Here is a 13476-nt window from a genome sequence, read left to right as displayed (position 1 = left end):
CCTGTCCTTTGCGTCGCTTGGCAATTTGTCGCGGCTGTCATACCCCAGATGCACAGCCGCGGGAAGTGGGTTCCCGTTGGCGCTAACATCACCCATGGCAAAACGGGCAGGCATGGCCGCAGAGTTTTATCCCGAGGGCGCCCTGATCGCGGTCCTCACCACCCAGCCGCTGGACCGCACGCTGGATTACCGCGCGCCCGAAGGCGGTTGCTCCCTCGGTGCGTATGTAGAGGTGCCGCTGGGCCCCCGCAAGGTGCTGGGCGTGGTCTGGGGGCCGGGATCCGGCGACTTCGACATCTCCAAGGTGCGCCCGGCGTTCCGGGTGCTGGAGGCGGCGCCGATGCGGGACGAGTTGCGGACCTTCCTGGAAAAGGCCGCGGATTACACGCTGACCCCGCGCCCGGCGATGCTGCGGCTCTGCACCCGCGCGCCGGGGCTGGGCGATCCGCCGTCGATGCGCAAGATCTACCGGCTGGGAGAGGCGGAGCCGGAGCGGATGACCGACGCCCGCGCCCGCGTGCTCGAGGTGCTGCGGGACATCGGCGGGCTGTCGCTGACGCTGGGCGAACTGGCCGAGGCGGCGGGTGTCACCCCCAGCGTCGTCAAGGGGCTGGTCAAGCAGGGCGCCGTGCGCGAGGAGGAAAGCCCGCGCGACACCGCCTTTCCGCATCTCGATCCCGGCTTGGCCGGCAAGGCGCTGGCCCATGACCAGGCCGCGGGCGCGGACCGGCTCCGCGCCGGGCTGCGGGCGGGCGGCTACGGTACCACGCTGCTCCGCGGGGTCACCGGGTCGGGCAAGACCGAGGTCTACCTCGAAGCGGTGGCGGAATGCCTGGCGCAGGGGCGGCAGGCGCTGGTGCTGCTGCCGGAAATCGCGCTGACGGCGGAATTCCTGACGCGGGTCGAGGCACGTTTCGGCGCGCGTCCCGCCGAATGGCATTCCGGCGTGACCATGACCGAACGGCGCCGGGTCTGGCGGATGGTGGGCGAGGGGCGCGCGCAGCTGGTCGTGGGCGCGCGGTCGGCGCTGTTCCTGCCCTACCAGCGGCTTGGCCTCATCGTCGTCGACGAGGAACACGACACCTCTTACAAGCAAGAGGATGGCGTCCTTTACAATGCCCGCGACATGGCGGTGCTGCGCGCCTCGATCTGCGGCGCGCGGGTGGTGCTGGCCAGCGCCACGCCCTCGCTGGAAAGCTGGGCCAATGCCGAGGCGGGCAAGTACGACCGTATCGACCTGACCTCGCGCTTCGGCGCCTCGGTGATGCCCACGATGCGGGCCATCGACATGAGGGCCGAGGATCTGCCTGCCAGTCGCTGGGTCTCGCCCACCCTGCGCCGCGAGGTGATGGCGCGGCTCGAGCGCGGCGAACAGGCGATGCTGTTTCTCAACCGTCGAGGCTATGCGCCGGTGACGATCTGCCGGGCCTGCGGGCACCAGATCGGCTGCGACCATTGCGACGCACGGATGGTCGAGCACCGGTTCCTCAAGCGGCTGGTCTGCCATCAGTGCGGCGAGACCAAGCCGCTGCCCGAGGCCTGCCCGGCCTGCGAGGTCGAGGGCAAGCTCGCCGCCGTCGGGCCGGGGGTGGAGCGGCTGGGCGAAGAGGCGGCAGAGCTTTTTCCGGACGCGCGCATCGCTGTGCTTTCTTCGGACATGTACACCAGCGCCCGCGCGCTCAAGTCCGAGATCGAGAGCATCGCGCAGGGGGCCGCCGATATCATCATCGGCACGCAGCTGGTGGCCAAGGGACACAACTTTCCGCTGCTGACACTTGTCGGCGTGATCGACGCGGATCTGGGGCTTCAAGGCTCGGACCTGCGCGCCGCGGAACGCACGTTCCAGCTGATGCGCCAGGTGGCGGGCCGCGCCGGTCGGGCCGAGACATCCGGCGAGGCGCTGTTGCAGAGCTACCAGCCCGAACATCCGGTGATCCGCGCCATCCTCGGCGGCGAGGAAGAGGCGTTCTGGCGCGCCGAGGCCGCGGAGCGGCGGCAGGCGGGCGTGCCGCCCTACGGGCGCATGGCCGGGGTGATCCTGTCCTCGACGGATGTGCAGGAGGTGTTCGACCTGGGCAATGCCATGGCCCGCCAGGACGCGCCGCTGCGCCGGGTGGGCGCGCAGGTCTTCGGACCGGCGCCGGCGCCCATCGCCCGTGTCCGCGGGCGCCACCGGGTGCGGCTGCTCGTCAAGGCCGACAAGGGCGTGGCGCTGCAACCGGCGCTGGCGGAATGGGCCGGGCAGTTCCGCCTGCGCGGGCAGCTGCGCATGGCGATAGATATCGACCCGCAGAGTTTCTACTGAGCATGGTGAACGCGCGCAGGGCGCGCGTGCGGGGGCGCTGCCCCCGCACCCCCGAGGTATTTCTAAACCGAAGAAGGGGGCAGGGCGCGCGCCGCGGCGCGAGCGGTTCTTTGATGCCGGTGTCTTGTTTCATCCCGTCACTCAATCTACATGCGCTGACATGAAACGATTTATCCCCTTCGTGAAGAGCGGCCCATCGGTGTCCATCGTACGGCTGCAGGGCTCGATCGGCCTGGGCGGGCGCGGGTCGCTGAGCGATGCCGCGCTGCGGCCGCTGCTGGAGAAGGCATTCAAGCGCGGCAAGCCCGACGCCGTGGCGCTCGAGATCAATTCGCCGGGCGGATCGCCGGTGCAATCCTCGCTGATCGCGGCCCGCATCCGGCGGCTGGCGGACGAGAACAAGGTGCCGGTCCATGCCTTCGTCGAGGACGTGGCCGCGTCGGGCGGCTACTGGCTGGCCACGGCGGCGGACGAGATTCACGTCGACCAAAGCTCGATCCTCGGCTCCATCGGGGTGATCTCAGCAGGCTTCGGCGCGCATGTCTTTCTCACGCGGCAGGGGATCGAGCGCAGGGTGCATACGGCGGGCAAGTCGAAGTCGATGATGGACCCGTTCAAGCCCGAGACCGAAGAGGATGTGGCGCGGCTCGACCGGCTGCTGGGCCAGTTGCACGAGACCTTCATCGCGCAGGTGAAGGCGCGCCGCGGCGACAAACTCTCCAACGATCCAGAGCTTTTCACCGGCGAGGTGTGGCTGGGGCAGAATGCCGTCGACGTGGGCCTGGCCGACGGGATCGGGCATCTTGCCGCCGTCATGAAGGACCGGTTCGGCGACAAGGTGCAATTCCGCCGCTACGAGCAGCGCCGGCCGCTTTTGCAGCGCTTCGGCATGACACTGGCGCAGGACGCCATCACCGGCATCGAGGAACGCGCGGATTTCGCGCGATTCGGGCTCTGAGGTGATTTTCAAGATCGTCACCCTGTTCCTGGTCTTCATGGGGGTCGTCGCCATGTTCGGCAAGCTGACCCTGCCGGGAAAGAAGCGTCTGAGCCAGGCCAAGTGCCCGGACTGCGGCAGTTTCCGCATCGGCCGCGGGCCGTGCCCCTGCAAACGGAAAAGGGGCTGACATGGTCTGGCTGTACGTGGCGTTGGGTCTGGGGATCCTGCTTTTGGCGGGGGACGCGCTGGTCAAGGGCGCGGTCAACCTGAGCCTGCGGGTCGGTATTCCGGCCCTCATCGTCAGCCTGACTATCGTGGCCTTCGGCACCTCGGCGCCGGAGTTGCTGATTTCCGTCAAGGCGGCTCTCGAGGGGGTGCCGGGGATCGCGCTGGGCAACGTGGTGGGGTCCAACACCGCCAACGTGCTTCTGGTTCTGGGCATTCCCGCGCTGCTGGCGGTGATGCACACCGCCGAGCACGACACCCGCAAGAGCTATGTCATCATGGTCGCGGGGTCGGTGCTGTTCATCGGTCTCGCGTTCCGGGGTGTGTTCGACTGGATCGCGGGGGTTATCCTGCTGCTGGTGCTGGCGGTGATCCTGGGCGATGCGGTGCGCGAGAGCCTGGCGCACAAACGCGCGGGCGAAGCGGCGCCGGCCGAGGACGACCTCGAAGGTGTCGATCCGGACATGCCGTGGTGGAAGATCATTCTGTATCTCGTGCTGGGGCTCGTGGGGCTGCCGCTGGGCGCAGACCTGCTGGTCGACAGCGCCACGGTGATCGCGCAGCGTTTCGGCGTCAGCGATACGGTGATCGGGCTCACGCTGGTCGCCGTCGGCACCTCTTTGCCCGAACTGGCCACGACGGTGATGGCGGCGCTGCGGCGGCAGGCGGATGTGGCGCTTGGCAATGTCATCGGGTCGAACATGTTCAATCTTTTGGCGATCATCGGCATCGCGGCGCTGATCGCGCCGATGCCGGTCGATCCGGAGTTCCTGCGCTTCGACCTCTGGGTGATGCTGGCCGCGTCGCTGCTGCTGATCCCCTTCGTCTTTCTCAAGCAGAACATCGGCCGGGTCTGGGGCGTGATCTTGACGGTGCTCTACTTGGGCTATGTGGCCGTGGTACTGACCGCCTGAGACCATGGGGAGACCGAGATGCGCGCGCTGGTGACCGGAGCAGGGAAACGGCTGGGCCGTGCCATGGCCCTCTATCTGGCGGATCACGGCCACGATGTGGCGGTGCATTACGCCAGTTCCGCCGAGGCCGCGGAAGAGGTGGTGGCCGAAATCCGGGCCAGGGGCCGCCGCGCCGAGGCGGTGCAGGCCGACCTGCTGTCCGAGGCGGCCACGCAAGCGCTGGTGGGACGGGCGGCCGAGGTCCTGGGCGGGCCGCTGACCTGCCTCGTCAACAACGCCTCGATCTTCGAATACGACAACATCGAAACCGCGACCCGCGACAGCTGGGACCGGCACGTGGAAAGCAACCTGCGCGCGCCTTTCGTGCTGATCCAGAATTTCGCCGCCCAGGTGCCCGCGCCTTTGGCCGACGACCAAGACGAGCCTGTGGCGCAGGGGTTGGTGATCAACATGCTGGACCAGCGGGTGCGCAAGCTGACGCCGGAGTTCATGACCTACACCATCGCCAAGATGGGACTTTGGGCCCTGACCCAGACCGCGGCTCAGGCGTTGGCGCCGCGGGTGCGCGTCAATGCCATCGGTCCCGGGCCGACGCTCAGGGGCGGGCGGCAGTCGGAACAGCACTTCGCCCGGCAGCGCGCCGCGACGGTCCTCGGCCGCGGCTCCAACCCGGAGGATATCTGCGCGGCGCTGGGATATTTTCTGTCGTCTCCGGCCATCACCGGGCAGCTTTTGTGCGTCGACGGCGGGCAGCATCTGGGGTGGCAGACACCGGACGTTCTGGGGGTCGAATAAGCGACCTTAGGTAAGTTACGCACCGCTCTTGTTGCTGTTGGAAAACCGTTACAATTCTCCTAATAAAATCAGATGTTTGTAGTGGCATCAAAAAAATATGAAGCGAAATCAATGGGTTGGATTTGCGCTCAAAAATCAGGCAAATTGATGAACTATGCCAAAAGACAGGAAAATTTCCGGCTGCCCAAAAGATACCCGCACCTTTATCCACAGGACTCGTGGATGCCTTGGCGCTTGAACCCGACGCCGGTATTTTGCAGCCGCGGCACAGAATCATGTCCCGCAAGTGGAATGGACATAGGCAATGACAACCGGCCCTGACAGTTCGGCTGAAAACACCCCGACCGGGCATGCCTGCATCCAGTCCTACCTCAAGACTCTGGACAGCAGCCCGGGCGTGTACCGGATGCTGGATGCGCAAAGCCGGGTGCTTTACGTGGGCAAGGCGCGCAACCTCAAGGCGCGAGTCAGCAACTACGCGCGGCCGGCGGGCCATTCGGGCCGGATCGCGCGGATGATCCGGGAAACCGCGTCGATGATGTTTCTCACGACGCGCACGGAAACCGAGGCGCTGCTGCTCGAACAGAACCTGATCAAGCAACTCAAGCCGCGCTACAACGTGCTCTTGCGCGACGACAAGAGCTTTCCAAACATCCTGATCACCGGCCACGCCTTTCCGCAGATCGCCAAGCATCGCGGCGCCAAGAAGGACAAGGGCCAGTATTTCGGACCCTTCGCCAGCGCCGGCGCGGTGAACCGCACGCTGAACCAGCTGCAGAAGGTGTTCCTGCTGCGCAACTGCACGGATTCGATGTTCGACAGCCGCACGCGGCCCTGCCTGCTGCACCAGATCCGCCGCTGCAGCGCGCCTTGCGTCGGCAAGATTTCAAGCGAAGACTACAAGGCCAGCGTGCGTGACGCGGCGCAGTTCCTTCAGGGCAAGACCACCCATATACAAGAGAGCCTCGCCAGGCAGATGTCGGAGGCGTCCGAGGCGATGGAATTCGAACGCGCCGCCGCGCTGCGCGACCGGATCCGGGCGCTGACGCAGGTGCAGACCGCACAGGGCATCAACCCGCGCGGCGTGACCGAGGCGGACGTGATCGCGCTGCATCTCGACGGCGGGCAGGCCTGCGTGCAGGTGTTCTTCATCCGCGCCAACCAGAACTGGGGCAACCGCGATTTCTATCCGCGGGTCGGCGCGGAGGTGGACGAGGCCGAGGTGCTCGAGGCCTTCCTGGGGCAGTTCTACGACACCAAGGAACCGGCGCGGCTGGTGCTGCTCTCACACGCGATCGAGAACACCGACCTGATGGAAGAGGCGCTGACCGGCAAGCTGGGCCGCAAGGTCGAGATCGCGGTGCCCTTGCGCGGCGAAAAGGCCGAGCTGATCGAGGGCGCCGCGCGCAACGCCCGCGAGAGCCTCGCGCGCAAGATGGCCGAGACGGCGACGCAGGGAAAGCTGCTGCGCGGCCTGGCCGAAGCCTTCGCGCTGGACGCGCCGCCCGAGCGCATCGAGGTCTACGACAACAGCCACATCCAGGGCACCAACGCCGTGGGCGCGATGATCGTCGCGGGGCCGGATGGCTACATGAAGAACCAGTACCGCAAGTTCAACATCCGCGGTGAGGACCTCGTGCCCGGCGACGACTTCGGCATGATGAAGGAAGTGCTGGAGCGTCGCTTCAAACGCCTGCTGAAGGACGATCCGGACCGATCGAAGGGGCTCTGGCCCGACCTGCTGCTGATCGACGGCGGCGCCGGGCAGGTGTCGGCGGTGGCCGGGATTATGCGCGAGCACGGGGTCGAGGACATTCCGATGGTCGGTGTCGCCAAGGGCATCGACCGGGATGCGGGCAAGGAGGAATTCCACCGCCCCGGCCAGCGCCCCTTTGCGCTGCGCCACAACGATCCGGTGCTCTATTTCGTCCAGCGCCTGCGCGACGAAGCGCACCGTTTTGCCATCGGCACCCACCGCGCCAAGCGCGCCAAGGCTGTGTCGGCCAATCCGCTCGACGACGTGCCCGGCGTGGGCGCGGCGCGCAAAAGGGCTCTGCTGGCGCATTTCGGCTCTGCCAAGGCGGTGAGCCGTGCGAACCTGTCGGACCTGCAGGCCGTCGAGGGCGTCAGCGAGGCGCTGGCGGAACGGATTTACGGGTTCTTTCACGAGAAAGGCTGATCGCGGTTCCGGTTGGCCGGTGCCGGAGCCTCCGGCGGGAGTTTAGAGGCAAGATGAAGGCGGGTCCTTGCACGGTGCGGGCAGCGTCGCGCGTCGGCTCACTGGATCGACAGGTCGAGGTTGAACGCGTTGGTCTGGCCGCTGTCGGCGGCGTTGCCCATCTGGTAGACGCGGATCGTGTAGGTGCCGGTTTCGGGCAAGGTGACGGTGGCGGTCGGGCCATCGATCGACCCGATGTAGATCGCCTGGCCGTCGCTGCCGGGCGGCAGGATGTTGAAGTTGACCGACGCGCTGTCTGAGGTCAGTTCGGCGAACATCTCCTGTCCCTCTTGTGCGCCCAGGGTGTAGTCCATGTAGGCCTTGCCGGTGATGCTGCCGGTGACCATGGTGCCGAAGTTGCCGGGCGCGAACCTGACCTCTTCGCTTTGCTGCGCGGCAAGGCCCGTGACGGAAAGCAGAAGCACCAGGGCGCTGGCGGCAAATGTCGTGTGCATGGGTCTGTCCTTTCGCGGCGGATGCGCAACCCTAGCACGAAACGCAGTGCCGAGTTGTCAAATTTCGATCCGTGCCAGCAGTCCACGGATATCCTCGGGCAGCGGCGCGGGGCGCCCCGAGCCATCCACGTTCACCTGCGCAAAGAATCCGGTGGCGCAGGCGCTGTCCTCGTCGTTGCGGAAGAGACCCAGTTCATAGCGGAAGGACGACCGGCCCAGGTGCCCGATCCGCAGACCGGCATGGATGAGGTCGGGAAACCCGGCTTCGGCAAAATAGGTGCAGCCGTTCTCGACCACCAGGAACCGGTTCGCCTTCGGCCCGCGAATCTCGATCCCCTGGTCGATCTGCCAGAGGCTGACGGCGGTGTCGAAAAGCGAGAAATACGTGGCGTTGTTCATGTGCCCGTATTCGTCGTTGTCCATCCAGCGCGTCGGCAGGACGCGGAAGGCGGCATAACCCGCGCGGGTCGGGGGCAGGGGGCGGGCCATCAGCCGTCCCTCAGATAGCGCGCGGCGGCAGAGGCGCTCCAGCCCGCGGCGATGGCCAGCGCGACGGACAAGAGGCCGTAGACCAGCGGCTGCTCGCGCGAGAGGTTGTAGAGCCAACGTTCCAGCCCGACCTTGCGCACGTCGATGACGGTTTCGTAGCGCGAAATCACTGTGCCGCCGCGCGTCAGGAAGATCCTTGTCGGGTAGGCGCCTTCTGTCAGGCTGGCGGGCATGGCGATGGAGGTGTCGAAGAGCGTCTGTTCCCGCAGCGACACGGTCTCTTCGCGCAACTGGTACAGGCCGTTGTCGCGGCGGATGCGGATCACCGCCTCGGAAAACGCCTGGCTGTCGTTGATGCTCATCGGCGCACCGACCGAGCGGATGGCGCGGGGGATCGACACGCTGTGGCGCAGGTCTTCCACCGCCGAAATGGTCTGTTCGAAGGGCGCGGAGGTGGCGACCGCGTAGAAGGACGGCGCGGCATCGACCTCGACCGCGTCGGTGTTGACCCAGATGCCGAAACGACGCGCCTTTCGGCGGACAACCAGCTCCTGCTGCGGTCCTGCCACGGTGATCAGCACCTCGAGAGGATCCTCGGGGATCGGCGTCTCGCGCTTGATCGCGCCGAAGATCAGGATCTCGGAGCCGTCGAAATTGGCGGTGATCGACACCTGGTTCTGGCTCAGGCCCAGCACGACCTCTTCGTCCTGCGCGGCGGCGGGCAGGGCCAGGCAGATCAGCAGGGCGAACAGTCGGCGCATCAGCCCACCCCCGGCGCGTCGATGAGGTAAAGCTCGGACGGGGTGAGCAGCAGTTCCAGCGCCAGCTTGCCGCAGACGCCCAGCACCAAAAGTGCCAGCAAGATGCGCAGCTGCTCGGCGCGCAGCTTGGCCCCGATCACCGCGCCCAGCTGCGCGCCGACGACGCCGCCGACGATCAACGCCAGCGCCAGCACCATGTCGACGGTGTACATCGTCGTGGCATGCAGCAGCGTGGTGAAGGCGGTGACAAAGATGATCTGAAAGAGCGACGTGCCGATCACGACCTTGGTGGGCATGCCCAGCAGGTAGATCATCGCCGGCACCATGATGAAGCCGCCGCCGACCCCCATGATCGCCGCCAAGAGGCCCACCGACACCCCCACCATCAGCGGCGGGATCGCCGAGATATAGAGCCCAGAGGTGCGGAAGCGCATCTTGAACGGCAGTCCGTGCACCCAGCCGTGATGGCGGCGCCTGGGCGGGGCGCCGCGTTTGGATTGCATGAGGGCGCGCAGGGATTCGACGAACATCAGCGCCCCGATGACGCCCAGGAACACCACGTAGCAGAGCCGCACCAGAAGATCGACCTGGCCCATCTCGCGCAGCAGGTTGAAGACGTAGACGCCAAGGCCCGCGCCGATCAGCCCGCCGATCAGCAGCACCGTGCCCATGCGCAGGTCTACCGTCCGGCGCTTGAGATGCGCCAGCACCGCCGAGATCGACGAGGCGACGATCTGGTTCGCCCCGGTGGCGACCGCCACGGCAGGCGGGATTCCCATGAAGAAGAGCAGCGGCGTGATCAGGAACCCGCCGCCGACGCCGAACATGCCAGACAGCATGCCAACAAGCGTTCCCAGCCCCAGAAGCAGGTAAAGATTGACCGCAACTTCGGCGATGGGAAGGTAGAGCTGCATGGGCGTACTCTGCGCCCGGGCGTGCCCGATTGGCAACCTGCCTCGATGCCGCTCGCGCGCTTTCCGCGCGGCGATGCGGCGCGGCCACGGAAGATTGCTGTCGAAGCTGGCGGCGATCCGCGCTACAGGGGCGCAATGGACACCACAGCCCCCTTCGAGATCTTCCTCGTCGCCCTGCCCGGGCTCGAAGACGCGCTTCTGGACGAGGTGCGCGCCGCCGGTTTCGCCGGCGCCGACTCCGTCCCCGGCGGCGTCGCGTTGCAGGGCGGGTGGCCCGAGGTCTGGCGCGCCAATATCGAATTGCGCGGCGCCAGCCGGGTGCTGGCGCGGATCGGCAGTTTTCGCGCGTTCCACCTGGCGCAACTGGACAAACGGGCACGGAAATTTCCCTGGCACGAGGTGCTGCGCACCGATGTGCCGGTGAAGGTCGAGGTGAGCTGCCGCGCGTCGAAGATCTACCACGCCGGGGCCGCCGCGCAGCGGATCGAGACGGCGCTGCGCGAGGAACTGGGGGTCGAGGTCACGGCCGAGGCGCCGTTGGTGCTCAAGGTCCGGATTGACGACAACCTGGTGATCCTGAGCGTCGACACCAGCGGCGAGGGCCTGCACAAGCGCGGCCACAAGGTGGCCGTCGGCAAGGCGCCGATGCGCGAAACCCTGGCGGCGCTGTTCCTGCGGCAATGCGGTTACGACGGGGTTGAGCCGGTGCTCGACCCGATGTGCGGCTCGGGCACCTTCCCGATCGAGGCGGCCGAGATCGCGTCAGGGCTCTTGCCCGGGCGCAGCCGGCGCTTTGCCTTCGAGGATCTGGCCACGGTCGATGCGGCCGCGGTGCAGGCGCTGCGCGAACGGGCGTCAGGCGCCGTGCCGGACCTGCGATTTTACGGCTACGACCGCGACGCCGGTGCCATCCGCATGGCGACCGAGAACGCCGTCCGCGCCGGAGTTGGCGATCAGACGACCTTTACCGTGCAGCCCGTCAGCGACCTCGCGCGTCCCGACGGGCCGCCGGGGCTGGTGATGGTCAACCCGCCCTACGGCGCGCGGATCGGCAACAAGAAGCTGCTCTACGGCGTCTATGCAGGCCTCGGCGCGCGGCTGAGCGAGGGCTTTTCCGGCTGGCGCGTCGGGCTGGTGACGTCAGAGCCGTCGCTGGCCAAGGCGACCGGCCTGCCGTTCAAGCCCGCCGGCCCGCCGGTGCCGCATGGCGGGCTGAAGATCCGGCTTTACCAGACCGGGCCTCTGCGCTGAACGAGAGGACCGGAGCGAGGGGCCAGCCCCTCGCGCTCCCCGGAGGTTTATTGGCAAGATGAAGAAGGATCCGGGTCCCCGGCTTCATCTTGCCTCTAAACTCCCGCCGGAGGCATCAAAGCTCTTCTTGATGCAAGCTCAGCGTTCCTTGACATAGGGCTCGCCCCCGGCGCGCGGCGGGATCGCCTTGCCGACGAAGCCCGCGAGGATCACCACCGTCAGGATGTAGGGCAGGGCGTCCATGAACTGCACGGGGATGACGATGCCGCCGAGGTCGATGTTCTGGTAGCGCAGCGCCACCGCCTGCAGCAGGCCGAAGAGCAGGCAGGCCCAAAGCGCGTACCAGGGCCGCCACTTGGCGAAGATCAGCGCCGCCAGAGCGATGTAGCCGCGGCCGGCGGTCATGTCCTTGACGAAACCCGCCTGCAGACCGGTGGCGAGGTAGGCGCCGGCAAGCCCGCAGAGCAGCCCGCAGATGCCGACGGCGGCAAAGCGCAGACCGATCACCGACACGCCGGCGGTGTCCACCGCCTCGGGCGCTTCGCCCACCGCGCGCAGGCGCAGGCCGAAACGGGTGCGGAACAGGACCCACCATGTCGCGGGCACGCAGAGGAAGGCCACATAGACCAGGATCGAATGGCCGGAGATCAGCTCGGCATAGATCGGGCCGATGATCGGCACCGGTGCGAGCGTCCCGGCCAGCGGAAGGGTGATATCCTCGAACCGGCCGCCGCTCATCAGCGACGGGGTGCGGCCGCCCTGGGCGAACCAGTCCTGCGCGATCAGCACGGTCATGCCCGCCGCGAGGAAATTGATCGCCACGCCTGAGATCAGCTGGTTGCCGCGGAAGGTGATCGAGGCCAGCCCGTGGATCGCCGACAGCACCATCGACGACGCGATCCCGGCCAGAAGGCCCAGCCAGACCGACCCGGTGAGCGCAGCCGTGGCGGCGGCGAAGAAGGCGGAGGCAAGCATCTTGCCCTCGAGCCCGATGTCGAAGATGCCCGCGCGTTCGGAAAAGAGCCCGGCGAGACAGGCCAGCAGCAGCGGTGTGGCGAGCCGCACGGTGCTGTCGAGCACCTGGAGAAGGGTCAGGAAGTCCATCATGCCCTCCGTTTGCGGCCCGCGAGGAACGCCCGTTCCAGCGGCATCCGCACCATGTTGTCGAGCGCGCCGGTGAACAGGATCACCAGCGCCTGGATCACAACGATCAGTTCGCGCGGGATGTTGGTCCAGAGCGCCAGTTCGGCGCCGCCCTGGTAGAGAAACCCGAAGAGGATCGCCGCCAGAAGCACGCCGATGGGATGATTGCGGCCCATCAGGGCCACCGCGATGCCGATGAAGCCCGCACCCTCCGTGGCGTTCATCACCAGCCGCTCGGCCTCGCCCATGGTGGTGTTCACGGCCATCATGCCCGCAAGCCCGCCCGAGATCAGCATGGTCACCACGGTGATGCGCACCGGCGAGATGCCGGCGTAACGCGCGGCGGAGTCCGAATGGCCGAAGGCCCGGATCTCGTAGCCCAGCCGGGTGCGCCAGATCAGCAGCCAGACCAGCCCGCAGGCCAGCAGCGCAAGGAAAAAGCTGACATTCGCCGGTGCGCCGCGGAAGAGCGGCGTCGCTGCGGTCGAGAACATGTCCTGGAAAGTGGGCAGGTGCACCGCGTCGGGAAAGCGCGCCGTGGCCGGGTCCATGGCGCCGACGGGACGCAGCAGGTTCACCAGCACGTAGTTCAGCAGCGCCGCGGCGATGAAGTTGAACATGATCGTGGTGATGACGATATGGCTGCCGCGTTTGGCTTGCAGGTAGGCCGGCACCAGCGCCCAGAGCGCACCGAAGAGGGCGGCCCCCACGGCACCGGCGACGATTGCCAGCGACCAGTGCGGCCAGGGGATGTAGAGGCACACCAGCGCCACGCCGAGCCCGCCCAGCATCGCCTGCCCCTCGCCGCCGATGTTGAAGAGGCGGGCGTGAAAGGCGACCGACACGGCAAGGCCGGTGAAGATGAAGTTGGTGGCATAGTAGAGCGTGTAACCCCAGCCCGCTGAGCGCATCAGCGCGCCCTCGACCATCAGCGAAAAGGCATCGACCGGGCTTTCCCCGATGGCGAGGATCACCCCCGCCGACAGGATCGCGGCCAGCAGCAGCGAGATCAGCGGGACGAGCACCGCATCGGCCCAGTTCGGCATTCTATCCATGGCAGGTCTTC

The 13476-nt window shown here is 67.1% G+C and carries 13 protein-coding genes; 7 read left to right on the top strand and 6 right to left on the bottom strand.

Going from position 1 to position 13476, the window contains the following annotated elements; genetic code table 11:
- Nucleotides 1–112: 112 nt before the first annotated feature.
- From DU478_RS13675 to uvrC, 6 genes are all read left to right on the top strand, one after another.
- On the top strand, nt 113–2305 hold the full coding sequence (locus DU478_RS13675; protein ID WP_114511529.1) for a primosomal protein N': 2193 nt from the start codon (nt 113–115) through the stop codon (nt 2303–2305).
- Between the two features lie 160 nt (nt 2306–2465).
- Nucleotides 2466–3263 carry a S49 family peptidase gene (locus DU478_RS13670; protein WP_114511528.1) on the top strand — a complete coding sequence of 266 codons (798 nt, stop codon included), beginning with the start codon at nt 2466–2468 and terminating at the stop codon, nt 3261–3263.
- Nucleotide 3264: 1 nt separating this feature from the next.
- The gene (locus DU478_RS23145) at nt 3265–3432 is read left to right on the top strand and encodes a hypothetical protein (RefSeq protein WP_199488343.1); all 168 of its coding nucleotides are present in this window, start codon (nt 3265–3267) and stop codon (nt 3430–3432) included.
- A 1-nt stretch (nt 3433) separates the two neighbouring features.
- Nucleotides 3434–4384, top strand: a complete 951-nt coding sequence (locus DU478_RS13665; RefSeq protein ID WP_114511527.1) for a calcium/sodium antiporter — start codon at nt 3434–3436, stop codon at nt 4382–4384.
- An 18-nt stretch (nt 4385–4402) separates the two neighbouring features.
- Complete coding sequence (locus DU478_RS13660) at nt 4403–5179, top strand: SDR family oxidoreductase (protein ID WP_114511526.1); 777 nt, start codon at nt 4403–4405, stop codon at nt 5177–5179.
- Between the two features lie 304 nt (nt 5180–5483).
- A complete protein-coding gene (uvrC, locus tag DU478_RS13655) occupies nt 5484–7358 on the top strand; it encodes an excinuclease ABC subunit UvrC (protein WP_114511525.1) in 1875 nt (624 codons plus the stop codon).
- A gap of 98 nt (nt 7359–7456) precedes the next feature.
- Here uvrC and DU478_RS13650 read toward each other — a convergent pair whose 3' ends face one another.
- From DU478_RS13650 to DU478_RS13635, 4 genes are read right to left on the bottom strand one after another with little or no spacing between them, the layout of a single operon-like run.
- Nucleotides 7457–7852, bottom strand: coding sequence for a hypothetical protein (locus tag DU478_RS13650; RefSeq protein ID WP_114511524.1), 396 nt, complete (start codon nt 7850–7852; stop codon nt 7457–7459).
- A gap of 57 nt (nt 7853–7909) precedes the next feature.
- The gene (locus DU478_RS13645; protein ID WP_114511523.1) at nt 7910–8341 is read right to left on the bottom strand and encodes an acyl-CoA thioesterase; all 432 of its coding nucleotides are present in this window, start codon (nt 8339–8341) and stop codon (nt 7910–7912) included.
- Complete coding sequence (locus DU478_RS13640) at nt 8341–9102, bottom strand: TIGR02186 family protein (RefSeq protein WP_114511522.1); 762 nt, start codon at nt 9100–9102, stop codon at nt 8341–8343. Before DU478_RS13640 ends, DU478_RS13645 begins: the two co-directional genes overlap by 1 nt.
- Complete coding sequence (locus tag DU478_RS13635; RefSeq protein ID WP_114511521.1) at nt 9102–10016, bottom strand: sulfite exporter TauE/SafE family protein; 915 nt, start codon at nt 10014–10016, stop codon at nt 9102–9104. The genes DU478_RS13640 and DU478_RS13635 overlap by 1 nt, the downstream gene beginning before the upstream one ends.
- Before the next feature lie 135 nt (nt 10017–10151).
- Here DU478_RS13635 and DU478_RS13630 point away from each other — a divergent pair, with 135 nt between their 5' ends.
- Complete coding sequence (locus DU478_RS13630; RefSeq protein ID WP_114511520.1) at nt 10152–11267, top strand: THUMP domain-containing class I SAM-dependent RNA methyltransferase; 1116 nt, start codon at nt 10152–10154, stop codon at nt 11265–11267.
- 138 nt (nt 11268–11405) lie between these two features.
- Here DU478_RS13630 and DU478_RS13625 read toward each other — a convergent pair whose 3' ends face one another.
- On the bottom strand, nt 11406–12371 hold the full coding sequence (locus tag DU478_RS13625; protein ID WP_114511519.1) for an ABC transporter permease: 966 nt from the start codon (nt 12369–12371) through the stop codon (nt 11406–11408).
- Nucleotides 12371–13465: an ABC transporter permease gene (locus DU478_RS13620; RefSeq protein WP_114511518.1), complete on the bottom strand. Its 1095-nt coding sequence runs from the start codon at nt 13463–13465 to the stop codon at nt 12371–12373. The genes DU478_RS13625 and DU478_RS13620 overlap by 1 nt, the downstream gene beginning before the upstream one ends.
- Nucleotides 13466–13476: the final 11 nt, after the last annotated feature.

It is taken from the genome of Thalassococcus profundi, from assembly GCF_003344785.1.
Classification (GTDB): domain Bacteria; phylum Pseudomonadota; class Alphaproteobacteria; order Rhodobacterales; family Rhodobacteraceae; genus Puniceibacterium; species Puniceibacterium profundi.
This window is presented reverse-complemented; position numbering and strand designations above follow the sequence as displayed.